Raw genomic sequence first — 23010 nt, 5'->3', positions numbered from 1 at the left:
TCACGCATGGCGCGTCACGCACGGCGTGGCAGGCGCGGCGCGGACGGGAGGGCGACGTGAGCCAGAACGGTCGGCGAAACGGATAAGAGGGTCATAACGGCCCTTTGTGGGGCGGTGGGAGGGGCGAAACGGGAGTAACCCCCCGGGCTGTCGGACCCTGCCGTTAACCTCGGGGATCATGCGACTGCTGCACACTTCCGACTGGCATCTGGGCCGGGCGTTCCACCGGGTGAACATGCTCGACGCCCAGGCCGGATTCATCGGCCACCTCGTCGCGACCGTGCGCGAGCACGCCGTCGACGCCGTGGTCGTGTCGGGGGACGTGTACGACCGGGCGGTGCCGCCGCTCGCCGCGGTCGAGCTCTTCGACGACGCCCTGCACCGCCTCGCCGACCTCGGGGTGCCGACGGTGATGATCTCCGGCAACCACGACTCGGCCCGCCGCCTCGGCGTCGGCGCCGGACTCATCGACCGTGCCGGCATCCACCTGCGCACCGACCCCGCGGGGTGCGGGACGCCGGTGATGCTGGCGGACGCGCACGGCGAGGTGGCCTTCTACGGACTGCCGTACCTGGAGCCCGCTCTCGTGAAGGCCGGGTTCGGGGTGGAGAAGGCGGGGCACGAGGCGGTGCTCGCCGCCGCCATGGACCGGGTCCGCGCCGACCTCGCCACGCGCGCGCGGGGGACGCGGTCCGTCGTCCTCGCCCACGCCTTCGTCACCGGCGGCGAACAGAGCGACAGCGAGCGGGACATCACCGTCGGCGGAGTGGCCGCCGTGCCCCGCGGAGTCTTCGACGGCGTCGACTACGTGGCACTCGGGCACCTGCACGGCTGCCAGACCCTCACCGAGCGCGTGCGCTACTCCGGCTCCCCGTTGCCCTACTCCTTCTCCGAAGCCGCGCACCGCAAGAGCATGTGGCTCGTCGACCTCGACGCCGAGGGCGCGGTCACCGCCGAGCGCGTCGACTGCCCCGTGCCCCGCGCGCTCGCCCGGCTGCGGGGCACCCTGGAGGACCTGCTCGCCGACCCGGGGCTGACCCGGCACGAGGAGGCGTGGGTCGAGGCGACCCTCACCGACCCGGTCCGTCCCGCCGACCCCATGGCCAGACTCACCGGCCGCTTCCCGCACACGCTGAGCCTCGTCTTCGACCCCGAGCGGGGCCCGGAGGAGCCGGCCGTCTCCTACGCCCGGCGCCTCGCCGGCCGCGGCGACCAGCAGATCGCGGAGGACTTCGTGACGCACGTACGAGGCGCGGGCCCCGACCTCCACGAACGGACCGTGCTGAGGGACGCCTTCGACGCGGTGCGCACCGACGAGACCGTGCGGGAGGTGGCCCGGTGAGGCTGCACCGACTGGACATCACCGCGTTCGGGCCGTTCGGTGCCTCGCAGAGCGTCGACTTCGACGACCTGTCGGCAGCCGGGATCTTCCTGCTGCACGGCCCGACCGGTGCCGGCAAGACCTCCGTCCTCGACGCGGTGTGCTACGCGCTGTACGGCTCGGTGCCCGGCGCCCGCCAGAGCGGTCAGGGCGCGACCCTGCGCAGCGACCACGCCGCCGTCGGCACGCGCACCGAGGTGCGCCTCGAACTCACCGTCGCCGGACGGCGGCTGGAGGTCACCCGGCAGCCGCCCTGGGAGCGTCCGAAGCTGCGCGGCAAGGGCACCACCGTCGACAAGGCCCAGACCTGGCTGCGCGAGTACGACGCGGGCGCCGGGGCCTGGAAGGACCTCAGCCGTTCCCACCAGGAGATCGGGGAGGAGATCACGCAGCTGCTCGGCATGAGCCGTGAGCAGTTCTGTCAGGTCGTGCTGTTGCCCCAGGGCGACTTCGCACGCTTCCTGCGCGCCGACGCGGAAGCGCGCGGCAAGCTGCTCGGCCGGCTCTTCGACACCCGGCGCTTCGCCGAGGTCGAGAAGCACCTCGCCGAGCGGCGCCGCGCGACCGAGGCCCAGGTGCGGGAGGGGGACGCCGCGCTGCTGGCCGACGCCCACCGGATGCAGCAGGCCGCCGGCGACGCCATGGAACTGCCGGAGCTGGCGCCGGGTGAGCCGGGCCTGGCCGAGGCCGTGCTGAGCGCCGCCGCGGTCGCCCGCAGCACGGCCAGGGAACTGCTCGACATCGCCGACGGCCGGCTTGCGGCCACCGAGTCCGCCCAGGCCGCCGCCGAGCGCGACCTGGCCGACGCACGGGAACTGCACCGGTTGCAGCGCAGGTCCGCCGAGGCGCGGGAGCGGGCCGCACGGCTGGCGGAGCGGGCGGACGCCCACCGCGCCGCCCAGGAGCGGATGGAACGGGGACGCAAGGCCGAAGCGGTGGCCCCCGCACTGGAGTTGCGGGACGGCACCGACACCGAGCACCGACGGGCGGCGGCCGCCGAGGCCAGGGCGCGCGCCCTGCTGCCGGAGGCCCTCGCGGACGCGGGCGCCGCCGGCCTGGCCGCGGCAGCACGCCGGGCGGCCGAAGAGCTGGGCGGGCTGGAATCGGCACGCAGGGCCGAGCAGCGCCTCACCGAGCTGGCCGAGGAACGGACCCGGCTGGAGCGCCAGGAACGCGCCGACGAGGAGGTCCTGCACGAGGCGGAGACCTGGCTCGCCGACTGGGCGGCCACCCGCACCGGACTGCAGGACCGCCTCGACCGGGCGCAGGAGGCGGCGACCCGCGCCGAGCAGCTCGCCGTCCAGCGCGACCCGGCCCGGCGCCGGCTGAACGCGGCCCGGCAGCGCGACCAGTTCGCCGGCGACACCGACGAGGCGGGGCGGGTGGCGCTGGTCTCGGCCGAACACGCGGTCGCGGCCCGCGCCCACTGGCTCGACCTCAAGGAACAGCGGCTGAACGGCATAGCGGCCGAGCTCGCCGCTGGCCTCACCGACGGCGCACCGTGCGCGGTGTGCGGTGCCACCGAACACCCCGCCCCCGCCCGCAAGGTCGTCGGACACGTCGACCGCGAGGCCGAGGAGGAGGCCCTCGCCGCCTACCAGGCGGCGGACGAGCGGCGCGCCGAGGCCGAACGACGCCTGGGCACCGTACGGGAGGCGCTGGCCGCGGCCACGGCGGAGGCCGGGGACGCGCCCACCGCCCGGCTGGCCGAGGAGAGCGAGGAGCTGGAGCGGCAGTACGCGCGGGCCCGGGCCACCGCCTCGGGGCTCCATGCCGCCCAGGAGGAGCTGCGCCGGGCGGAGCAGGAGCGGGAGCAGCGGGTCGCCGCTCAGCAGCAGGCCGCCGTCCGCGCCGCCTCGCGGGTCGGCAACCGGGAGCGACTGGAGAGCGAGCGGCTCGCCCTGGAGGAGGAGTTGACCCGGGCCCGCGGCACCGCCGACAGCGTGGCGGCGCGGGTCGCGGAGCTGGAGCGGCGGGCCGAGCGGCTCACGGAGGCCGCCGAGGCCGCCCGCGTCGCCGAGGACACGGCCCAGCGGCTCAAGGAAGCCGACGCCCGTCTCGCCGACGCCGCCTTCCGCGCCGGGTTCGACACCCCCCGGGACGCCGCCGCCGCGCTCCTCGACGACGCCGCCCACCGAGAACTGCAACGGCGGCTCGACGCATGGCAGTCCGAGGACTCCGCCGTCCGCGCCGTCCTCGCCGAGGCCGACACCGCCGACGCGGCCCGGCGGCCGCCCGCCGACCTCCCGGCGGCGGAACGCACCGCCGCCGACGCGGGCCGGCGGCTGCGCGAGGCCTCCTCGGCGCGGGACGCCGCCACCCGGCGCTGCGCCGAGCTGGACCGCCTGTCCGCGCGGGCCGCCACCGCCGTGCGCCGGCTCCTCCCGCTGCGCGAGGAGCACGGCCGCGTGGCCCGTCTCGCCACCCTCGCCGCGGGCACCTCGGCGGACAACGAACGCCGGATGCGTCTGGAGTCCTACGTGCTGGCCGCCCGGCTGGAGCAGGTCGCCGCGGCGGCGACCGCGCGGCTTCGGCGCATGTCCTCGGGCCGCTACACCCTCGTCCACTCCGACGACCGCACCGGGCGCGGCCGCAGCGGCCTCGGCCTGCACGTCGTCGACGCCTGGACCGGACGCGAACGCGACACGGCCACCCTGTCCGGCGGTGAGACGTTCTTCGCCTCGCTCGCCCTCGCGCTCGGCCTCGCCGACGTCGTCACCGACGAGGCGGGCGGTGTGCGCCTCGACACCCTCTTCATCGACGAGGGTTTCGGCAGCCTCGACGACCAGACCCTCGACGAGGTCCTCGACGTCCTCGACTCCCTGCGCGAGCGGGACCGCAGCGTCGGCATCGTCAGCCACGTCGCCGACCTGCGGCGGCGGATCCACGCCCAACTGGAGGTCGTGAAGGGGCGGTCGGGTTCGGTGCTGCGGCAGCGGGGCACCGCCTGAGAGGCCGCCGCGGCGCTCAGCGGCCCAGGGACCGGCGGGGAAGGGGCGAGGAGTAGACGACGCTCGTGGTCACCGAGCCGAGCGCGCTGATCCGGCCCGACACCTGCTCCAGGTGCCGCATCGAACGGGCCGCGACCTTGATCACGAAGCAGTCGTCCCCCGTGACGTGGTGGGCCTCCAGGATCTCGGGGGTCACGGCGACCAGGTCGTGGAACGGCTTGTAGTTGGCGACCGGATAGCGCAGCCGCACGAACGCCAGGATCGGCAGCCCCAGCCGTTCGGGGTCGACCACCGCCGCGTACCCCTGGATCACCCCGGTCTCCTCCAGCCGGCGCACCCGCTCGGTCACCGCGCTCGCGGACATCGAGACGGCACGGGCGAGCTCGGCGAAACTGGCCCGCCCGTTGCGCTGGAGGGCGTCGAGGATGAGCCAGTCGGTGGCGTCCGGAGAATACATGGTCATCCCGGATGGATAGCAGGGAATCCCCGGTGGAGCAATGTGTACGCCGGGGAAACCTCCTTCTGCGGGGGCGGTCACGACCTTAGATTTCTGGCCAGGAGATCCATCGAGGAGAGGCCCGACCATGAGCGTCACCACCGCCAGCCCCGTCCTGCGCGTCGCCCCCGCGCCGCCCGCGGAGGCCGCCGCCTACTTCCGGGCGAGCCTCGCCTTCCACACCGACGTCTCCGACGTCGCCGCCGCCCTCGCGGCCGACGGTGACCCGGGGTTCGTCCTCGTGGACTGCCGCTCCACCCAGTCCTGGGACCAGGGCCACGTCCCCGGCGCCGTCCACCTGCCCACCGCCCTCGTCCCCGAGCAGGCCCGCCGGCTCCTCGACCCCGCGGTGCCGGTCGTGACGTACTGCTGGGGGCCCGGCTGCGACGGCGCGGCACGCGCCGCCCTCGCCCTCGCCGAACTCGGCTACCGCGTCAAGGAGATGCTCGGCGGCTTCGAGTACTGGGCGCGTGAGGGCTTCGCCCACGAGACGTGGCAGGGCACCGGGCGCCGTGCCGTGGACCCCCTGACCGCCCCGGTGGACGCGGCCGACTGCGGCTGCTGACGGACGTGTAGGTTCTGCCGCATGGTGCGATACGCGGAGCCGGGCGCGGTGGAGTGGGTCGAGTCGGGCGGCGGTCCGCTGATAGCGGTCCCGGAGACGGTCCTGCCGTTCTGGACGGGTGCCGACGGCGAGGAGACGGCCTCCGACTACGACCGGGCCTGCGAGGTCGACGGGTACGTCGGGCTCCTCCCGGTCGGCGACGCCACCGCACTGGTACTGGGCGACGAACCCGCCTCGACCGCCTACCTGCCCGACCACGGTGCCTTCGTCCGCTGGTGCGCCGCGGACTCGGAGGCCGAGGTCCTGGCCGGGGTTCCCGCGGCGCTGGACGCGGCCGAGTGGGACGCCGAGGTGTCCTGGCGCGTGTCCGGTCCCGTGCTGCTCTTCGACGCGGCGTGGCCCGGAACCACCTGCGACCGCACCGACCACGTGCGGGTCGCCCTGGAACCGGGCCAGTACGCGGTGCGCGCCGCCGAGGTGCGCCCCGGGCCCGAGACCTGGCTGAACGTCGTCCAACTGCGGCGGCTCGACCGGTAGTCGGCGGGAGGCCGACCGGCGGCCCCTCGGTGACCCACCGGTGAGGGCCTCGCGCCGGCGGAGCGAAATCGGCGTGCGGGTCGGTGGCGGACCGCCCATCATGGTTGCCCATGCCACGAATTCCCCACACCGCACCCGAAGACCTGCGCCGCGACCCCCTGCCCCTGCGCGGCCGGACCGCCCTCGTCACCGGAGCCAGCCGCCGCGGCGGCATCGGCCACGCCGTGGCCCGACGGCTCGCCGCGTACGGAGCGAGCGTCTACGTGCACCACCACGTCCCGCACGACGCCGCCATGCCCTGGGGCGCCGACCAGCCCGAGGAGGTGGCCGCCTCCGTACGCGCCGCACTCGGCGACCCGGACGCCACCGTCGTCGCGGGCCCCGGCGACCTCACCGAAGTCGACGCGCCGGGCGAACTCATCGCCACCGCCGCCGGGGCGCTCGGCGGACGGCTGGACATCCTGGTCGCCAACCACGCGCTCAGCGGCTCCGACGGCACCCTCGACACGATCGACGCCGGCATGCTCGACGCGCACTGGCGGGTCGACACCCGCTCGGTGCTGCTGCTCGTCCAGGCCTTCGCCCGGCTGCGCGCCGCGCTCCCGCCCCGCACGCCCGGCGGACGCGTCGTGATGATGACGTCCGGCCAGGACCTCGGGGGCGGCATGCCCGGCGAGATCGCCTACGCCCTGCAGAAGGGCGCGCTCGCCTCCGTCACCCGATCCCTGTCGACGGCCCTCGCCGAGCACGCCGTCACCGTGAACGCGGTCAACCCCGGCCCCGTGGACACCGGTTACATGACCGGCGAGGACTACGAGGCCATCGCCGCGCTCTTCCCCGCCGGCCGGTGGGGCATGCCCGACGACCCGGCCCGCCTCGTCGCGTGGCTCGCCACGGACGAGGCGGAGTGGGTCACCGGTCAGGTCGTCGACTCGGAGGGCGGCTTCCGGCGGTGAGCCGGGATCAGAGCCGGGACAGCTCGTCCACCAGGTCGTCCAGGCCCAGCGAACCCTGGGAGAGGGCGGCCATGTGCCAGGCCTTCGGGTCGAAGGAGTCACCGTGCCGCCTGCGCGCGTTCTCCCGGCCCAGCAGCCACGCCCGCTCACCGAGCTTGTAGCCGATCGCCTGGCCCGGGATCGTCAGGTACCGGGTCAGCTCGCTCTCCACGAAGTCCGCCGGGCGGCTGCTGTGCGCGCCGAAGAACTCCTGGGCCAGCTCCGGCGTCCAGCGCTCACCCGGGTGGAACGGCGAGTCGGCCGGGATCTCCAGCTCCAGGTGCATGCCGATGTCCACGACGACCCGGGCGGCCCGCATCATCTGCGCGTCCAGGTAGCCGAGGCGCTGCTCGGCGTCCGTGAGGAAGCCCAGCTCGTCCATCAGCCGCTCCGCGTACAGCGCCCAACCCTCGGCGTTGGCGCTGACCATGCCGACCGAGGCCTGGTAGCGCGAGAGGTCCTGGGCGACGTGCGCCCACTGGGCGAGCTGGAGGTGATGGCCGGGGACGCCCTCGTGGTACCAGGTGGAGACCAGGTCGTAGACGGGGAAGCGGGTCAGGCCCATCGTCGGCAGCCAGGTGCGGCCGGGGCGCGAGAAGTCCTCCGACGGAGGCGTGTAGTACGGGGCCGCGGCGCTGCCCGGCGGGGCGATGCGCGACTCCACCTTCCGTACCCGCTCGGCGAGTTCGAAGTGGGTGCCGTCCAGCGACTCGATCGCCCGGTCCATCAGGCCCTGCAGCCAGTCGCGGACCTCGTCGACCCCCTCGATGTGCCTGCCGTGCTCGTCCAGGTGCGCCAGCGCCACCCAGGGCGTCTCGGCGCCCGGCAGGATCTTCTCCGCCTCCCGCTTCATCTCGGCGAGCAGCCGGTGGTACTCGGCCCAGCCGTACGCGTACGCCTCGTCCAGGTCCAGGTCCGTGCCGTTGTAGTAGCGCGACCAGCGGGCGTAGCGCTCGCGGCCGACCGTGTCCGGAGCCCCCTCGATGGCCGGCGTGTACACCTCGCGCATCCAGTCCCGCAGCTGGACCACGGCCGCCGTCGCGCCCCTGGCCGCCTCGTCCAGTTCCGCGCGCAGCGCCTCGGGACCGGCGGACGCGAAGTCCTCGAACCAGCCGCGGCCCTCACTCGTGTCGGCCCACTCGCCGAGCTGGTCGACGAAGGTGGCCGTCGGGCGCGGGGAGGCGTACAGCTTGCGCTCCAGGCCCAGCGTCAGGGACGCGCGGTAGCCCGCGAGGGCGTTCGGCACCGCGCGCAGCCGCTCGGCGATCCGGGCCCAGTCCTCGTCCGTCCGCGTCGGCGTCACCGTGAAGACCTCGCGCACCGAGTGCGCGGCGGTGCCCAGGTTGCCGACCGAGCGCAGGCCCTCCTCCGCCTCGTGCACGGCGAGTTCGGCGGTGAGGCGCTCGCGCAGCAGCCGGGCGCAGCGCCGCTCCACGTCGCTGTCCCCGCCGGGCCGGCGCTCCGCCTCGTCCAGCCGGGCGAGCGTGGCCCGCGCCAGCTCCGCCCGAGCCTCCTGCCCCGCGGGCGAGAGGTCAGGCAGACGGCTGGAACTCTCCTGCACACCGAGGTAGGTACCGGTGACCGGGTCGAGGGCGATGAGGTCGTCGACGTAGGCGTCGGCGACCTCGCGGGGCAGCGGGCTCTTGGTCTCTGACATGCGGACATCCTCGTACGGATACCGGTGCCGCGTCAGCCCGCTGCGGCAGGCCCGGTGATGCGGGCGGCCGGATTTCGCTCAGGGCGTGGCCGGGGGTGCGACAGGGGGCGGGGCGGGCGGCAGCAGGGGGCCGCACTCCCACTGCTGGAAGATCAGCCGCGTCTCGACCCGGGCCACCTCCCGGCGGGACGTGAACTCGTCCAGGACCAGTCGCTGCAGGTCGGCCATGTCCGCGACCGCGACATGGACCAGGTAGTCGTCGGGACCGGTGAGGTGGAAGACGGTGCGCGACTCCGGCAGGGCCCTGATCCGGTCGACGAACGGGCCCACCAGCTCCCGCCGGTGCGGGCGCACCTGCACCGACAGCAGCGCCTGGAGCCCGCGCCCCAGCCTCGCCGGGTCCAGTTCGAGCCGATGACCGAGGATCACCCCGGCACGCCGCAGCCGGGCCACCCGGTCCAGGCACGTCGACGGGGCCACACCGACCTGGGCGGCGAGGTCGCGGTAGGTGGTCCGGGCGTCGTTCTGCAGCAGCCGCAGCAGCTGGAGATCGACCGGATCCAGTACGACGGATTCGGCCATGGGCCGAACGTAACACGGTCGTCGGCCCGGGCCGCCCGTTCGGTGTTCACTCTTCCGCCCATGGACTCTGCGCGCACGCCCACGTCACCACCCCACGACGTACGCACCACCCCGCTCACGGGCAGGGCACTGGCCACCGAGGCGGTGCACGCCGGCCGCGACGACCTCGCGGGCCGGGGACTGCACGCCCCGCCCATCGACCTGTCCACCACCTACCCCTCGTACGACAGCCGCGGTGAGGCGGCCCGCATCGACGCGTTCGCCGCCACCGGCGCCGACCCGCAGGGCCCGCCGGTCTACGGCCGCCTCGGCAATCCCACCGTCGCCCGTTTCGAGACGGCGCTGGCCCGGCTGGAGGGCACGCAGGCCGCCGTCGCCTTCGCCAGCGGGATGGCCGCGCTGACCGCGGTCCTGCTGGTCCGCGCCTCGATGGGGCTGCGGCACGTCGTGGCCGTGCGACCCCTGTACGGCTGCAGCGACCACCTGCTGACCGCCGGCCTGCTGGGGTCCGAGGTCACCTGGACCGACCCGGCGGGCATAGCCGACGCGCTGCGTCCGGACACCGGGCTGGTGCTCGTGGAGTCGCCCGCCAACCCCACCCTGGCCGAGGTGGACCTGCGGGCCGTCGCCCACGCCTGCGGCTCGGTGCCGCTGCTCGTGGACAACACCTTCGCCACGCCCGTCCTGCAGCGCCCCGCCGAGCAGGGTGCCCGGCTGGTGCTGCACAGCGCCACCAAGTACCTCGGCGGGCACGGGGACGTGCTGGCCGGTGTCGTGGCCTGCGACGAGGAGTTCGCGGGACGGCTGCGGCAGGTGCGTTTCGCCACCGGGGGCGTTCTGCATCCGCTGGCCGGTTATCTCCTGCTGCGCGGGCTGTCGACCCTGCCCGTGCGGGTGCGGGCCGCCTCCGCCAACGCCGCGGTCCTCGTCGAGCGGCTCGCCGCCGACCCGCGCGTGAGGCGCGTCCACTACCCGCGGATCGGCGGCGCGATGGTCTCCTTCGAGATCCACGGCGACCCGCACGAGGTCATCGCCCGGGTCCGCCTGATCACCCCGGCGGTGAGCCTCGGCAGCGTCGACACGCTGATCCAGCACCCGGCGTCCATCAGCCACCGCATCGTCGACGCCGACGACCGCCGGGACGCCGGGGTCGGCGACCGGCTGCTGCGGCTGTCGGTCGGCCTGGAGGACGTGGACGACCTGTGGGCCGATCTGGACCGGGCGCTGGGGGAGCGGGTGGCCGAGGCGATCCCGCTGCGGGAGGCGCTGTCGCGGGCCGAGTGACCAGCGGGGCTTCCCCGCCCGCTCACTCCCGGCCGATCCGCTCCCCGTGGGGCAGCCGTGCCGCCGCCCGGGCCGCCGCATCCAGGCGGGCCGTGACCACGAGGGTCCCCTCCTCGATCTGGTAGTCGAGGGGGAGGCCCAGGCCGCGCATCGCGGCGACCATGCCGGTGTTGGACGCCTGCGTCACGGCGTACACGCTCTCGCAGCCGGTCTCCGCGGCCATCGCCACGAGCCTGCCGAGGAGCTCACCGCCGACGCCCCGGCGCTGCCACGCGTCCTCCACGAGCAGCGCGACCTCCGTCTCGTCCCCGTCCCACAGCAGATGCCCCAGCCCGACGATCCGGCCCGACGCGGTCTGTACGGCGAGGGTCCGGCCGTAGCGCGGGCTCAGCAGGTGGTTCAGATACCGGTCGGCGTCGACGACCGGGCCGTGGTACCGCATCCCGAGTGTCGCGGCCGAGCACCGCTCGTGCATCGCCTTCGCCGCCGGCAGGTCGCGCGGGTGGGCGCGCCGGACCGTGATGTCGCTCCCCTCGGGCAGTGTCAGTACGTCCCGGCCGCGCGGGACGCGCGGACCGAGCCGGGCGTCCAGCTCCACCAGCGCCCGCGCCCGGGCGAACTCGGCGGGAGTGAACGGCAGGTACGGCCGCTCCACGCTGATCGTCCCGCCCTCCGGCGCGCGCAGCCGCAGCACGGTGTCCTCCAGTACGCCTTCCGGCGGCACGTCGTCCGACGGACGTCCACCGAACGGTGCGGGCAGCGACCGGATGGTGCAACGGCCCAGCAACTGACGCAGCGCCAGCGGGAGTTCGGCGGTGTCCAGAGCCGTACGGGTGGCCAGCCCCAGTATCCGGGCCGGCGCGTCCACCAGGTCGTGCGCGTCCGCCCGCTCGGTCCAGGTCTCGGTTCCGCCGGCCGTCGACACCAGGCCGGTCAGCTCCGAGCCCGTCAGCTCGCCCGGGGCGCGGAGCAGGAACTCGTCCACCGTTCCGTCGGCCAGCGGGTGCGTCTGCAGGCTGAGGATGTCGATCCGCCGGCCGGCGAGGGCCGCGCACAACCGGGCCAGCGACCCGGGCGCGTCCCGCACCGTCGTCCGCATCCGCCACAGCGCGCTGTCCGCGTCCTGTGCACCGGTGCCGCTGCCGGGAGCGGACGTGGACCCGGTCTCCGGCGGCCCGGCCTGCCGTGCCGTGGACGGCGGCCGGGCGCCGGTATCGTCCGGCGGCGGGGCGTGCCCGTGGCGCCGTGACCACCAGGTCTGGAAGCCCGCCGTGGCGATCAGGGCCGCCAGCGAGGCCACGAGCAGGGCGGGCACCGCGGGGCCGTGTTCCATCAGGGGCGCGGCGGTCGTCGTCGGGTCGGACAGGTATCGACTCATGCAACCACTGTGGAGGGACGGTGTTGCGTGATCGCGAACGCCCCGTGACAGACGGGTAAAGAGTGCCTCTGGGGCGTTTGTTGCACTTTTTACCACGAGGGTGGGGGCACGGACCCGTACCGCGTCGGGCGGCAACTCCGGGCCGCGCACCGGGGGATGACGCCGATGCGCGGCACACCCGACAGGCTACGGGAACTTACTGGCCGACCCGGCCCGGCTGGAGCACCTTCGTGAACAGCACCGTGCCGTCCTGCTCGCGCAGCCGCACCGTCATCTCGGCGGTGTCACCGTCGATGTCGACCTCGCCGAAGAACTGGTAGCCGCCCGCGGGCGAGACGTTCGACGCGGTCGGCGCCTTCACGAACACCCTCTCGGGGCCGAAGGTGCCGTCGAGGGCGCTGGCCGGGAAGGCGCCCGCGTTGAGCGGCCCGGACACGAACTCCCAGAACGGCTCGAAGTCGGTGAACGCGGCCCGCGACGGCTGGTAGTGCTGGGCCGAGGTGTGGTGCACGTCCGCCGTCAGCCACACCGTGCCGGTGATCCGCCGGTGCTTGACGAACCGGAGCAGCTCGGCGATCTGCAGCTCACGGCCGAGCGGCGCGCCCGGGTCGCCCTGCGCCACCGCCTCGACGTTCGCGCCGCCCTCGGAGGTGTCGGGCACGACCAGGCCGATCGGCATGTCGGCGGCGATCACCTTCCACACCGCACGCGAGCGGGACAGCTCCCGCTTGAGCCACTCCAGCTGCTCGCGGCCCAGGATGCCCTGCGGGTCCACGCTCTGGTCGCCGGGGGAGTTGGCGTTGCGGTACGTCCGCATGTCCAGCACGAACACGTCCAGCAGCGGGCCCTGGCGCAGCACCCGGTGCACCCGCCCCTCCCGCGCGCCGGGACGGAGCGTGGAGACCGGGAAGTACTCACCGAACGCGCGCCGGGCCCGGGCGGCCAGGACGTCGACGTTCCTCTCGGTGTAGCGGCTGTCCGTGTCCGCGATCACCTGGCCCGGGTACCAGTTGTTGCGCACCTCGTGGTCGTCCCACTGGACGACCGACGGGACCTGGGCGTTGAAGCGCCGCAGGTTCTCGTCGAGCAGGTTGTAGCGGAAGTTGCCGCGGAACTCCGCGAGGGTCTCGGCGACCTTCGACTTCTCCTCGGTGGTGATGTTCCGCCAGGTACCGCCGTCGGGCAGCGCGGCCGTCCCGGCGATGGGGCCGTCGGCGTAGATCGTGTCGCCGCTGCACAGGAAGAAGTCCGGGTCCAGGGCGCCCATCGCGTCGTAGATGCGGTAGCCGCCGAGGTCGGGGTTGATGCCCCAGCCCTGGCCGGCCAGGTCGCCGGACCACACGAACCGCGTTCCCGCCCGTCGGCGGACCGGTACCGTGCGGAAGGTGCCGGGGACCGGCTCGCCGGTGCGGCGCGGGTCGTCGGGGTCGGCGAGGAGCACGCGGTAGTGGATCTGCTCGCCGGGCGGCAGACCGTGCAGCCTGGTCGTGCCGGTGAAGTCGGTGCCGGCCCCGAGCAGCGGGCCGCGCCATCGGCGCGGGTTGCGGAACGACTCCGTCGCGGACGTCTCGACGACCATCCGGGCCGGCCGGTCGGACCGTACCCACACCAGACCGGAGTGGGAGGTCACGTCCCCCGTCTGCACCCCCCACCCCGCACCCGGCCGGCCGGAACGGGCGAACGCCGGCGCGGTCCCGAGGGCCGTGGGCAGGGTGAGGGCCGCGGACGCGGCGAGAGAGCCGCGCAGTACGCTGCGGCGACCGGGCGACGGACGGTGTGACATGGATACGCCTCCAGGGACGGGATCCGGCCAGAGCTGCGGCCAGTGTGCAGAGCCAGACCTACTGGTGCGGCGCGGCGGCCACGGAAATTCCGGGTGAACAACGGCCCGCCCACGCGGACGCCTCGCGCGGCGTTCGCCCGGGGAACGGACCGTCGGCCCGTCGCCCGGGGACGGACCGTCGGCCCGCCTCACACGGACCTCGCGAGCAGCTCCACCCCCGCCCGGATGCGCCCCGGCGTCAGATGCGCGTATCCCAGCACCAGCCGCACCTCCTTCCCCGCCGCCTCGTCACCGCCCGCCCCGTGTCCGTACTCCGCCAGCGAACGCACGGCGACCCCGGCCTCCCCCGCCCGCGCGAGGAAGCGATCCTCGGGGCCGTACCGCTCGGGGAGCGCGGCGATGGCGTGCAGGCCGGCGGCGATGCCGGAGACCCGGGAGCCGGGGAAGTGCTCGCCCAGCGCCGCGACCAGGGCGTCGCGCCGCTCGCGGTAGGCGCGCTGGCACAGGCGCAGCTGGCGGTCGTAGTCGCCGCGTTCCACGAAGCGCGCGAAGACGGCCTGGTCGAGGGCCGGATGCCCGAGGTCGGTGGTGCGTTTGCGGTGCACGGCGTCCTCCGCGAGCCACTCGGGAACCAGCAGCCAGCCCAGCCGCAGTCCCGGCGCGAGGGACTTGCTGACCGAGCCCGTGTAGGCGACGCGTTCCGGATCGAGCCCCTGGAGGGCGCCCACGGGAGCACGGTCGTAGCGGAAGTCACCGTCGTAGTCGTCCTCCACGACGAGGCCGTCCACGGACCGCGCCCAGTCCAGCAGTTCGGCGCGACGCCTCGCGGAGTAGGCGATCCCCGTCGGGAACTGGTGGGCCGGAGTCGTCACGACGGAGCGCACGCCTGAGGCGCGCAGCGGACCGACGGCGAGCCCCTCGTCGTCCAGGGGCAGCGGCACGGTGCGCACACCCGCCGCCGCGTACAGGGCGTCGTGCTGGGGACTGCCGGGGTCCTCGACGGCGGCGGTGCGCATCCCGCGTGCCCGCAGCACGCTCGCGAGCAGCGCCGTCGCCTGCGCCACCCCGGAGACGACCATGATCCGCTCCGGGTCCGCCACCACGCCGCGGCGCCGCGAGAGCAGTTCGGCCAGCGCGGTCCGCAGCCGCGGCAGCCCGCGCGGGTCGGGATAGCCGAGGCTCTCGTGCGGCAGCTCCGCCAGCACGCCCCGTTGCGCGGCGGCCCAGGCCGCGCGGGGGAAGAGCGACAGATCCGGCGTCCCCGGCACGAAGTCGGCGCTGTCGCCCGGGGAGCGCGGGGCGAGGTCCCGCGCGCCTGGACGGGCGGCCCGTACGGCGTCGCCCACCCAGGTCCCCGCGCCCCGCCCGCTGCGCAGGTAGCCCTCGGCGGTGAGCTGCTCGTACGCCTCGGTCACCAGTCCCCGCGACACTCCGAGGTCGGTCGCGAGGTTCCGGCTCGACGGCAGGCGGGTGCCGGGCGTGAGCCGTCCCGCGCGGACCGCGTCCCGCAGCGCGGCCTGGAGCGCGCGGCCGCGCGCACGCGCCGGTGCGGAGGCGGCCGGCAGCAGCAACTCCCATGCCGCGGTGCCGTTCGCGGTGCCGGGCGTGCTGCCGTTCGCGGTGCCGGGCGTGGTGCCGGGGTCGGGACCCGGGTGGCCGCCCGGGCCGGTCGGCGCTGGCGTCGTCAAAACAGTCCCCCAGAAATTCATCCGCGCCCAATCACCCTCACCTTACGAGGGGTTGGGCACGCCGGTGCGTAAACCGAGTGACAGACCACAGCGAGGGGGCGGGCCGGGGCCGGCCCCGAAATCGTCAGCGCAATCCAGGAGCGCCCGTGGACGCCAAGAACCGTTTCGAGACGAAGGCAACCTTCGCTCTCTCCCGACTCGAATGGCTGGGCTTTCTCACCGTTTCGCTCGTGCTCGTGTTCCAGCACCTCTCGGAAATCCGCTGGGGCGTCTTCCTGCTGCTGTTCGCGGTGATCGACGTCATCGGATACCTGCCCGGCGCGATCGCTTTCCGGCGCAGCCCGGACGGACGCGTTCCGCGCGGCTGCTACGTGGCCTACAACACGATGCACAGCCTGGTCACGGCGGGTGTCCTGGCCGGGGCGTGGGCGCTGTTCGTGCGGCCGGAATGGGCGCTGCTCGCCCTTCCCGTCCACCTCATGGGCGACCGTGCGCTCTTCGGGAACTCCCTCAAACCCTTCGGTGTCGCCTTCGAACCGGAGACCCTCCCGGCGTTCCGGACGTTCGAGCAGCGCTATCGGTCGGCGGCGCTCTCCGGTACGCATGCCGGGGCGCGGACCTCCGTGGAGGACACCGATGCCGTCCGTGCTTGACACCCTCGCCGCGCACAGCGACAACCCGAGCACCTTTCTCGCCCTCAACAGCGGGAACGCCTACTTTCACGACGACCGGTTCGAGGGCGCCTGCGCCTATCGCTCCTCGGGCCGTTACGTCCTCCAGTTCGGCGGCCCCTTCGCCGCCCCCGAACACCGCGCGCGCCTGCTGGAGGCCTTCGCCGCCCACGCCGGACGGCGCCTGGTCGCCGTGCAGTTGCAGCGGGCGGACGCCGAGCTGTACGCGGCGCACGGCTTCACGGTCAACCAGATCGGGTCGTCGTACGCCGTGGACCTGAGCCTCTTCACCCTGCGCGGCTCGCGGTTCGTCCGGCTGCGCAACAAGATCTCGCGCGCCCGGCGGGCCGGCCTGGAGGTTGTCGAGGTGTCGGCGGGCGACGACTGTGCCGAACTGGACCGGCTGGACGCCCGCTGGCTGCGGGAGAAGGGCCGGCACGTCAAGGAGCTGCGGTTCCTCGTCGGCCAGCGGGACGGGGACCTTCAGAAGCACCGCCGCCTGTTCGTCGGCCGGATCGACGGCGAGGCGGCCGGATACATCAACTACTCGCCGGTCTACGGCAGCCGGCCGGGCTGGCTGCACGACCTCAGCCGGCGCCGCCCCGACGCGCCGCCCGGCGTGATGGAGGCGCTCAACGCCACCGTCATGGAGCGGCTGACGGCCGACGGGGCAGGGTGGCTGCACTTCGGTTTCACCCCGTTCGCCGGGCTCGACCCGCGGCACGAACTGGACGGCGCCAGCCGCCCGTTCACCCGGTTCGCGCGGCTGCTGGCCGAACACGGCAGCGCGGTCTACCCCGCGGCCTCCCAGCTCGAGTACAAGCAGAAGTGGGCCCCGCACGCCGTCCTGCCGGAGTACCTCGCCTTCCGCGGCGGGGTCCGCCCGGGCGCCGTCTGGCAACTGCTGCGAGCCACCAACGCCGTATAGCCACCGGCCCCGCCACCACCACCGGCCCCGCTGCCACCACCTGCCCGTCGCCGCTGCCGCCGCCGCCACCACCGTGCCGATGCCGATGCCGATGCCGATGCCGATGGCGTGGCTTCTCACGCACCCGACCCGCCCTGGAGGACCGCACGCCCATGAGATTCCTCGAACGTGAACGCGCCACCCTCGCCAAGCTGCTGCCCGACCTGGACCCGGCGCTGCGCGAGACCCCGCTGATGGAGCTGGAGCGCCCGGGCAGCCCGGGCATCCGGCACTTCCGGAACAGCGGTGGCCCGGGACTGCTCGTCCCCGAGTCGCACCGGGGCCGGGGCGCCACCGCGCTGGACGCCCTGCGCGTCCAGCGGGCCATCGGCAGCCGCTCGCCCTCCCTGGCCGTGGCCACCACGATGCACCACTTCTCCATGGCCACCCTCGTCGGCCTCGGCGGTCTCGGCGACGGCCTGGAATGGACGCTGATCGAAGAGGTGGCCGCGGCCGACCGCATCATCGCCTCCGGGTTCGCCGAGGGCCGCAGCGGCGCCGGAATCCTGGACCCGGCGATGACCGCCGAGGTGACCGGGGACGGCATCCGGATCAACGGCGTCAAGCGGCCGTGCAGCCTGGCCCGCTCCATGGACGTGCTCACCGCCGGCGTCGTCGTCCCGCGCGAGGACGGACAGGGGGACGAACTCGCCGTCGCCCTCGTGCCGGCCGAGAGCGAAGGCCTGAGCGTCAGCGGTTTCTGGTCCAGCGCCTTCCTGGCCGGCGCCGAGAGCGAACAGGTGACGCTCACCGACGTCCTGGTCCCGCCGGAGCTGCTGCTGCGCACCGCGTCGGCCTCCGGCGAACGGCTCGACGGGGTCCAGACGGCCGGTCTGATCTGGTTCCAGGCGCTGATGACGGGCAGCTACCTCGGCGCCGCGAGCGCACTGGTGGAGCGGGTGCTGCTCAACGACCGGATCCCCGAGCACGAGCGCGTGCGCCTGTTCGTCGAGACGGAGGCCGCGATGGCCACCGCCGAGGGCGTCGCCCGCCGGATCGACGCCGGTGACCTGGACGAGTCGGCGCTCGCACAGGCGCTGTACGTGCGCTACGGCGTCCAGGACGCCATCGCCCGCGTCGTGCCGCGCGCGGTCGAACTGCTCGGTGGGCTCAACTTCATGACCTCCGACGAGGTGGGGCAGCTGGCCGCGTGTGCCAACGGTCTGTCCCTGCACCCGCCCTCGCGCTCCCGGATGACCGGCCCCTTCTCTGCGTACCTGGCCGACCGGCCCCTCGCCATCGCCTGAGCCCGCCCCACCGCCCCCTGTGGTCGAGACCCGTTGGGAGAAACACACCCATGCCGTCACACAACCCGCGTCTCGCCGTGCTGCCCGCCCGCACGGGACCGCGCGACCGTCCCACCCTGCTGCTCACCGGCGGTTCCGGAGTGCTCGGACGGGCCCTGATCGACGAGCTGTCACCCGACTTCGACCTGCTGTGCCTGCGCCGCAACACCCCGCTGCGCGATCCGCGGGTGCGTGAGCTCCGCGGAGACCTCGTCGCCCCCCGGCTCGGTCTGAGCCCGCTGGCCTGGCACGAACTGGCCCTGGAGGTGGACGTGGTGCTGCACTCCGCCGCCGAGACCAACTGGCGCACCCCGCCCGAGGACATCACGCGCACCAACCTGCGCGGCGCGGACAGCATGCTCGACCTGGCCGCCCGGGCCGACGCCCCGATGTACCTGGTGAGTACCGCCTTCGTGGCCAACACGCCCACCGAGGAGGACCACCGCCGCTTCCCCGGCGCCGCCGCCTACCTCGACTCCAAGGCCCGGGCGGAACAGCTGCACCGCGAGGCGGGCGTGCCCGGAGCCATCGTGCGCCCCTCGGTGGTGATGGGTGACTCCGGTACCGGTCGGATCGCCGGTGAGCAGGGCCTGACCCGGACGATCGGGTCGATGATGCTGGGGCAGGTGCCGGTGCTGCCCGGGGCCCCCGAGGCCCGGATCGACATGGTGCCCCAGGACTACGTCGCGCGGGCCGTCGGCGACCTGGTCCGGGGCCGCGTGGGCAGCGGCGAGTACTGGCTGACGGCGGGCAAGCAGGCCATCGAGCTGGGCGAGTTCGCCGACGTCTGCGCGGACGTCGCCGTACGCCACGGCCTGCCCCGGCCCGAGCGGCCCCGGCTCATCCCGGTCGAGGCGGTGCACCGGCTGCTGCTGCCCCTGCTGGAGGGCACCTCGCTGCCCTCCGCGGTCCGCAAACGGCTCCAGTACTACGCCGAACTGCTGCTGGTGTTCCAGCGGGAGCTGCCCTTCGACACCTCCCTGGGCGACCCCGACTGCGGCGCCCGCCCGACCCACGCGGACATCCGCACCGCCCTCGCCAACAACGCGGAGAACTGGGCCGTCGCCAACGCCGCCCTGCTCAGCCGGCACCGGGCCACCGCGGCCGCTCCGACGGAGGTCGCGTCATGACGATGTCACCCCCGGCCACCGGGGCCGCCGCGCCGACCGGGCACGACGACGTCGTCGACCTCTACCTCAAGCACATCGGCTCCGGCCGCGCCGTCATGGGCCGCGTCATGGGCGGCATGTCCGAGGTCCGTTCGGAGGGCGTCTGGATCCACGCCGACGACGGCCGCCGCTTCCTCGACTTCGGCGGCTACGGGGTCTTCATCCTGGGCCACCGCCACCCGGCCGTCGTCGAGGCGGTGCACCGGCAGATCGACACCCACCCGCTGGCCAGCCGCGTCTTCCTCGAACCCGTCGCGGCCCTGGCCGCCCGGGCCCTCGCCGCGCACACCCCGCCCGGCCTCGACTACGTCCACTTCGTGAACTCCGGCGCCGAGGCCACCGAAGCCGCCCTCAAACTGGCCCGCGCCCACGGACGCACCTCCGTGATCACCACCCGGCGCGGCTTCCACGGCAAGACCCTGGGCGCTCTGAGCGTCACCGCCAACCCCACGTACCAGACCCCCTTCCAGCCCCTGCTGCCCGACGTCACCCAGGTCGGCTACGACGACCCGGCCGATCTCGAACAGGCGCTGGCCGCCCGCCGCGACCGGGCCTGCGTCATCGTCGAACCCGTACAGGGCGAGGGCGGCGTACGCGTCCCCCGCCCCGGCTACCTCAGCCAGGTGCGGGCACTGTGCCGGGCCTACGGCGCCCTCATGGTCGTCGACGAGATCCAGACCGGCATGGGGCGGCTGGGCACCTGGTGGGGCGTCGACGCCGAGGACGTGCGGCCGGACGTCCTGCTGGCCGGCAAGGGACTCAGCGGCGGCGTCGTCCCCGTCGCCGCGATGACCGCCACCGCGGAGGCCTACGCGCCCTTCGGCCGGGACCCGTACCTGCACACCTCCACCTTCGGCGCCTCGCCGATCGCCTGCGCCGCCGCCCTCGCCACCGTACGGGCGATGGAGGCGGAGGACACCGTCGCCCGGGCCGCCGCCCTCGGCCTGCGCCTCCTGGCCGCCGTACGGGCCGTGTGCGCGCCGTACGAGGGCGGGCTGGTCCGCGAGGTGCGCGGCCGTGGGCTGCTGATCGGCATCGAGTTCGCCGAGGAACGCGCGGTCGGCGAACTCCTGCTGGAGCTGATCGCCCGCGGCGTGCTGGTGAACCACTCCCTCAACTCCACCCGCGTGCTGCGGCTGACCCCGCCGGCCGTCGTCGACGACACGGCCCTCGACCTGTTCCTCACCACCCTCACCGAGGCGCTGCACAGCACGGCCGACCGCATGGCCGGCTGACACCAGCGTCCGCCACCCCTCTGGGAAGGAACCGAACGCCCCATGCGCCACGTGGTCCTGCACGCCCTCGCCCACGGCCTGGCACCCGCCGAGGTCTACGGCCGCATCAGCGACTTCCGCCGCTACCCCGAGTACAGCGACACCTTCCGCGAGGTGTACGTGGAGCCTCCGCTGCCCGACGGCTCGACGGTCTCGGACTGGACCGTCGAGTTCCGGGGCGGGCTGATGCGCTGGAGGGAACGCGACACCTACTCGCCCGAGACGCACTCCCTCGCCTTCGAGCAGCTCAGCGGCGACTTCCAGGTCTTCGAGGGGAGCTGGCGCTGCGAACCGCACGACAGGGGCACCCTCGTCGTCTTCACCGCCGCGTTCGACCTCGGCATCCCCTCCCTGGCCGAGATCCTCGACCCGGTCGCCGAGTCGACCGTGCGGACCAACATCGCCCGCGTGCTGCGGGGCCTGGTGGACGCGGAGGTGATCGATGAGCGCGCGACTGCGGCTCGTGGCTGACCGGACGGCGGCCCCCGGTGGCCCGGTCGCGACCGCCGACCCGCTGCGCGAGGAACCGGGCCCGGGCGCCGCCCGCTGCCTCGGCCTGTACGCCAAGCTGGCCGCCGGGGTGACCGTGGTGACCGCACGGGGAGAGGAGGGCCCGCTCGGGATGACCGTCTCCGCCGTCACCTCGCTCTCCGCCCGCCCGCCGCTGCTCCTGGCCTGCCTGCGCGACGGCTCCCGCACCCTCGCCGCCGTCCGCGCCCGCCGTGCCTTCGCCGTGCACCTGCTGCGCGAGGAACAGCAGGACCTCGCGGGCCGGTTCGCCTCCCCGACGGCGACGGCCGCGGAGCGGTTCTCCGGGACCGACACCCGACAGGTGCTGGGCGTCCCCGTACTGGCCGGCGCGCTCGCCTGGTCGGTGTGCCTGACCGAGGACGTGCGCCGCTACGGCGACCACCACCTCGTCGTCGGCCGGGTCGCCGCCGTGCACGTGGGCGGCGGACGCCCGCTGCTGTGGCACGACCGCCGCTTCGGTGCGCTGACCGAGCGGGTGCCGGACGCCGCCGGATGAGCGGGCCGGCGGCCGGAACGCCGTACTGGGGACCGGCGGAACTGCCGCCGGGCCCCGAACTGCACGGCGTGGTCACCGCGGACGTGGCCGTCGTCGGGGCCGGCCTGGCCGGGTTGTCCTGCGCCTACCACCTCGCCGAACGCGCCCCCGGGCTCGACGTCGTCGTGGTGGACGCCGAGCACCCGGCCGCGGGGGCCAGCGGCCGGGGCACCGGCCTGCTGGGCCCCCGGGCCGGCCCCGCCGTCGACCGCGCGGTGCGCCGCTTCGGCCCGCGGACGGCCCGCCGGATGCACCGGGCCAGCGAGCGGGCGGTACGGGACGTCCTGGAGCTGTGCACCCGGCTCGACGTGCCCTGCGGACTGCGGACCGGCGAACAGCTCGTGGCCACCCGCTCGGCCGCGGGCCTCGCGGCACTCGCCCGCCAGGCCCGCGCCTGCCGCGAGATCGGCCTGGACGTCCCCGTCCTCACCCCGGCCGGCATCCGCGACCGGGTCGGCGTGCCCTACCGGGCCGCACTGGTGCACCGTCCCGCCGCGACCCTCGACCCGGCCGCCCTGACCTGCGCCCTCGCCCGCGCCTGCGCCGGCAAGGGCGTCCGGTTCTACGGCCGCAGCCCGCTGCTGGCGGTCCACCCGGGCGATCTGGTCGGCCCCGAACTGGTCCTCCCGCACGGCCGGCTCTACGCCGGGAAGGCGGTGCTGGCCGTCAACTCGGCCGCAACGGCACTGGCCCTGCCGGTCGGCACCGTCCTGCCGCTGGAGGTGTACGCCGTCGCCACCGAGCCGCTGAGCCCGGCCGCGTACGAGGCCCTGGGCGGGCGGGCCGGGCACTCCGTCGTCGACGCCATGCCGATGGCGCCGTACTTCCGGGTGCTCCCTGACCGGGGCCTGGTCGCGGGCGGCGGCACCGCCACGGTCCCGGCCGGCCTCGGCGCCGCCCGGCTGCGGGCGGCCGGGGAGCGCGCCTGGGGCCGGCTGGAGCGCTGGCTGCGGTCCCTGCATCCCGACCTCGCCGAGGTACGGGTCACCCACCGCTGGTCCGGCCGCATCGGCATGACCGGCGACGACCTGCCGGTGGTCGGGCCGGTGCGGGGCTTCGACGACGTCTGGTACATCGGCGGCTGCTGCGGCCACGGCCTCGCCCTGTCCGTGGCACACGGCGCGCATGTGGCCGCCGCCCTGCTGGGCGATCCGCAGCCCGGCGAACCGCTCCCGTGGCACCGCTCCCAGGCCCCGGCCCTGCCCGTACGCGGACCCGTTCGGCCCCTGCTGCGCGCGTACGTGGACACGTTGGGACGCGTGGCGCGGCATACATGCTGA

At 74.6% G+C, this 23010-nt stretch carries 20 protein-coding genes; 14 read left to right on the top strand and 6 right to left on the bottom strand.

What is annotated here, in order from left to right; translation table 11 throughout:
* The first annotated feature begins 178 nt into the window (after window positions 1–178).
* Complete coding sequence (locus tag SAM23877_RS06315) at window positions 179–1342, top strand: exonuclease SbcCD subunit D (RefSeq protein WP_053127743.1); 1164 nt, start codon at window positions 179–181, stop codon at window positions 1340–1342.
* Complete coding sequence (locus tag SAM23877_RS06310) at window positions 1339–4332, top strand: AAA family ATPase (RefSeq protein ID WP_053127741.1); 2994 nt, start codon at window positions 1339–1341, stop codon at window positions 4330–4332. Before SAM23877_RS06315 ends, SAM23877_RS06310 begins: the two co-directional genes overlap by 4 nt.
* Before the next feature lie 16 nt (window positions 4333–4348).
* Here SAM23877_RS06310 and SAM23877_RS06305 read toward each other — a convergent pair whose 3' ends face one another.
* Window positions 4349–4795, bottom strand: coding sequence for an Lrp/AsnC family transcriptional regulator (locus SAM23877_RS06305; RefSeq protein WP_053127739.1), 447 nt, complete (start codon window positions 4793–4795; stop codon window positions 4349–4351).
* A 121-nt stretch (window positions 4796–4916) separates the two neighbouring features.
* Between SAM23877_RS06305 and SAM23877_RS06300 the strand changes: the two genes are divergently transcribed.
* The 3 genes from SAM23877_RS06300 (at window position 4917) to SAM23877_RS06290 (ending at window position 6886) form a co-directional block, all read left to right on the top strand.
* Entirely contained in the window at window positions 4917–5393 is a 477-nt protein-coding gene (locus SAM23877_RS06300) for a rhodanese-like domain-containing protein (RefSeq protein WP_053127737.1), read from the top strand.
* A gap of 21 nt (window positions 5394–5414) precedes the next feature.
* Window positions 5415–5930 (top strand): immunity 21 family protein, encoded by a 516-nt coding sequence (locus SAM23877_RS06295; protein WP_053127735.1) that lies wholly within the window; start codon window positions 5415–5417, stop codon window positions 5928–5930.
* Window positions 5931–6040: 110 nt separating this feature from the next.
* Window positions 6041–6886 carry an SDR family oxidoreductase gene (locus SAM23877_RS06290; RefSeq protein ID WP_053127733.1) on the top strand — a complete coding sequence of 282 codons (846 nt, stop codon included), beginning with the start codon at window positions 6041–6043 and terminating at the stop codon, window positions 6884–6886.
* Window positions 6887–6893: 7 nt separating this feature from the next.
* Here the strand turns inward: SAM23877_RS06290 and SAM23877_RS06285 are convergent, their stop codons facing one another.
* On the bottom strand, window positions 6894–8582 hold the full coding sequence (locus SAM23877_RS06285) for a DUF885 domain-containing protein (RefSeq protein WP_053127731.1): 1689 nt from the start codon (window positions 8580–8582) through the stop codon (window positions 6894–6896).
* A 78-nt stretch (window positions 8583–8660) separates the two neighbouring features.
* Window positions 8661–9164, bottom strand: a complete 504-nt coding sequence (locus SAM23877_RS06280) for an Lrp/AsnC family transcriptional regulator (protein ID WP_053127729.1) — start codon at window positions 9162–9164, stop codon at window positions 8661–8663.
* Between the two features lie 60 nt (window positions 9165–9224).
* Here SAM23877_RS06280 and SAM23877_RS06275 point away from each other — a divergent pair, with 60 nt between their 5' ends.
* Window positions 9225–10448: a trans-sulfuration enzyme family protein gene (locus SAM23877_RS06275; RefSeq protein ID WP_053127727.1), complete on the top strand. Its 1224-nt coding sequence runs from the start codon at window positions 9225–9227 to the stop codon at window positions 10446–10448.
* Window positions 10449–10470: 22 nt separating this feature from the next.
* On the opposite strand, the gene SAM23877_RS06270 is transcribed toward SAM23877_RS06275, so the two are convergent.
* The 3 genes from SAM23877_RS06270 to pdxR all read right to left on the bottom strand — a co-directional run bounded on the left by SAM23877_RS06270 (window position 10471) and on the right by pdxR (window position 15180).
* Window positions 10471–11826, bottom strand: a complete 1356-nt coding sequence (locus SAM23877_RS06270) for a GNAT family N-acetyltransferase (protein ID WP_053127725.1) — start codon at window positions 11824–11826, stop codon at window positions 10471–10473.
* Window positions 11827–12022: 196 nt separating this feature from the next.
* On the bottom strand, window positions 12023–13609 hold the full coding sequence (locus SAM23877_RS06265) for an alkaline phosphatase D family protein (protein WP_053127723.1): 1587 nt from the start codon (window positions 13607–13609) through the stop codon (window positions 12023–12025).
* A 188-nt stretch (window positions 13610–13797) separates the two neighbouring features.
* Window positions 13798–15180 carry a MocR-like pyridoxine biosynthesis transcription factor PdxR gene (gene pdxR, locus SAM23877_RS06260; RefSeq protein ID WP_053142216.1) on the bottom strand — a complete coding sequence of 461 codons (1383 nt, stop codon included), beginning with the start codon at window positions 15178–15180 and terminating at the stop codon, window positions 13798–13800.
* Window positions 15181–15443: 263 nt separating this feature from the next.
* Between pdxR and SAM23877_RS06255 the strand changes: the two genes are divergently transcribed.
* The 8 genes from SAM23877_RS06255 (at window position 15444) to SAM23877_RS06220 (ending at window position 23010) form a co-directional block, all read left to right on the top strand.
* Window positions 15444–15950, top strand: a complete 507-nt coding sequence (locus SAM23877_RS06255; RefSeq protein ID WP_053127721.1) for a hypothetical protein — start codon at window positions 15444–15446, stop codon at window positions 15948–15950.
* A complete protein-coding gene (locus tag SAM23877_RS06250) occupies window positions 15934–16896 on the top strand; it encodes a bifunctional lysylphosphatidylglycerol flippase/synthetase MprF (RefSeq protein WP_053127720.1) in 963 nt (320 codons plus the stop codon). The genes SAM23877_RS06255 and SAM23877_RS06250 overlap by 17 nt, the downstream gene beginning before the upstream one ends.
* 152 nt (window positions 16897–17048) lie before the next feature.
* The gene (locus tag SAM23877_RS06245; RefSeq protein WP_053127718.1) at window positions 17049–18182 is read left to right on the top strand and encodes an acyl-CoA dehydrogenase family protein; all 1134 of its coding nucleotides are present in this window, start codon (window positions 17049–17051) and stop codon (window positions 18180–18182) included.
* Between the two features lie 50 nt (window positions 18183–18232).
* The gene (locus SAM23877_RS06240; protein ID WP_053127716.1) at window positions 18233–19351 is read left to right on the top strand and encodes an SDR family oxidoreductase; all 1119 of its coding nucleotides are present in this window, start codon (window positions 18233–18235) and stop codon (window positions 19349–19351) included.
* Window positions 19348–20625: an aspartate aminotransferase family protein gene (locus tag SAM23877_RS06235; protein ID WP_053127714.1), complete on the top strand. Its 1278-nt coding sequence runs from the start codon at window positions 19348–19350 to the stop codon at window positions 20623–20625. Before SAM23877_RS06240 ends, SAM23877_RS06235 begins: the two co-directional genes overlap by 4 nt.
* Before the next feature lie 42 nt (window positions 20626–20667).
* Window positions 20668–21135, top strand: a complete 468-nt coding sequence (locus SAM23877_RS06230; protein WP_053127712.1) for an SRPBCC family protein — start codon at window positions 20668–20670, stop codon at window positions 21133–21135.
* Window positions 21107–21691, top strand: a complete 585-nt coding sequence (locus tag SAM23877_RS06225; protein ID WP_107291850.1) for a flavin reductase family protein — start codon at window positions 21107–21109, stop codon at window positions 21689–21691. The genes SAM23877_RS06230 and SAM23877_RS06225 overlap by 29 nt, the downstream gene beginning before the upstream one ends.
* Entirely contained in the window at window positions 21688–23010 is a 1323-nt protein-coding gene (locus SAM23877_RS06220) for an NAD(P)/FAD-dependent oxidoreductase (RefSeq protein WP_053127710.1), read from the top strand. Before SAM23877_RS06225 ends, SAM23877_RS06220 begins: the two co-directional genes overlap by 4 nt.

Source organism: Streptomyces ambofaciens ATCC 23877, assembly GCF_001267885.1.
GTDB classification, from domain to species: domain Bacteria; phylum Actinomycetota; class Actinomycetes; order Streptomycetales; family Streptomycetaceae; genus Streptomyces; species Streptomyces ambofaciens.
Note: the sequence above shows the minus strand (reverse complement) of the source record. Positions and strands in the feature narration are given on the sequence as shown.

What these genes read in the sequence shown, in the direction of transcription:
- SAM23877_RS06315 (WP_053127743.1), top strand. Translation starts at nt 179, where the DNA reads ATGCGACTGCTGCACACTTCCGACTGGCATCTGGGCCGGGCGTTCCAC.
- SAM23877_RS06305 (WP_053127739.1), bottom strand. Translation starts at nt 4,795, where the DNA reads ATGACCATGTATTCTCCGGACGCCACCGACTGGCTCATCCTCGACGCC.
- SAM23877_RS06300 (WP_053127737.1), top strand. Translation starts at nt 4,917, where the DNA reads ATGAGCGTCACCACCGCCAGCCCCGTCCTGCGCGTCGCCCCCGCGCCG.
- SAM23877_RS06295 (WP_053127735.1), top strand. Translation starts at nt 5,415, where the DNA reads ATGGTGCGATACGCGGAGCCGGGCGCGGTGGAGTGGGTCGAGTCGGGC.
- SAM23877_RS06290 (WP_053127733.1), top strand. Translation starts at nt 6,041, where the DNA reads ATGCCACGAATTCCCCACACCGCACCCGAAGACCTGCGCCGCGACCCC.
- SAM23877_RS06285 (WP_053127731.1), bottom strand. Translation starts at nt 8,582, where the DNA reads ATGTCAGAGACCAAGAGCCCGCTGCCCCGCGAGGTCGCCGACGCCTAC.
- SAM23877_RS06280 (WP_053127729.1), bottom strand. Translation starts at nt 9,164, where the DNA reads ATGGCCGAATCCGTCGTACTGGATCCGGTCGATCTCCAGCTGCTGCGG.
- SAM23877_RS06275 (WP_053127727.1), top strand. Translation starts at nt 9,225, where the DNA reads ATGGACTCTGCGCGCACGCCCACGTCACCACCCCACGACGTACGCACC.
- SAM23877_RS06270 (WP_053127725.1), bottom strand. Translation starts at nt 11,826, where the DNA reads ATGAGTCGATACCTGTCCGACCCGACGACGACCGCCGCGCCCCTGATG.
- SAM23877_RS06265 (WP_053127723.1), bottom strand. Translation starts at nt 13,609, where the DNA reads ATGTCACACCGTCCGTCGCCCGGTCGCCGCAGCGTACTGCGCGGCTCT.
- SAM23877_RS06250 (WP_053127720.1), top strand. Translation starts at nt 15,934, where the DNA reads ATGCCGTCCGTGCTTGACACCCTCGCCGCGCACAGCGACAACCCGAGC.
- SAM23877_RS06245 (WP_053127718.1), top strand. Translation starts at nt 17,049, where the DNA reads ATGAGATTCCTCGAACGTGAACGCGCCACCCTCGCCAAGCTGCTGCCC.
- SAM23877_RS06240 (WP_053127716.1), top strand. Translation starts at nt 18,233, where the DNA reads ATGCCGTCACACAACCCGCGTCTCGCCGTGCTGCCCGCCCGCACGGGA.
- SAM23877_RS06235 (WP_053127714.1), top strand. Translation starts at nt 19,348, where the DNA reads ATGACGATGTCACCCCCGGCCACCGGGGCCGCCGCGCCGACCGGGCAC.
- SAM23877_RS06230 (WP_053127712.1), top strand. Translation starts at nt 20,668, where the DNA reads ATGCGCCACGTGGTCCTGCACGCCCTCGCCCACGGCCTGGCACCCGCC.
- SAM23877_RS06225 (WP_107291850.1), top strand. Translation starts at nt 21,107, where the DNA reads ATGAGCGCGCGACTGCGGCTCGTGGCTGACCGGACGGCGGCCCCCGGT.
- SAM23877_RS06220 (WP_053127710.1), top strand. Translation starts at nt 21,688, where the DNA reads ATGAGCGGGCCGGCGGCCGGAACGCCGTACTGGGGACCGGCGGAACTG.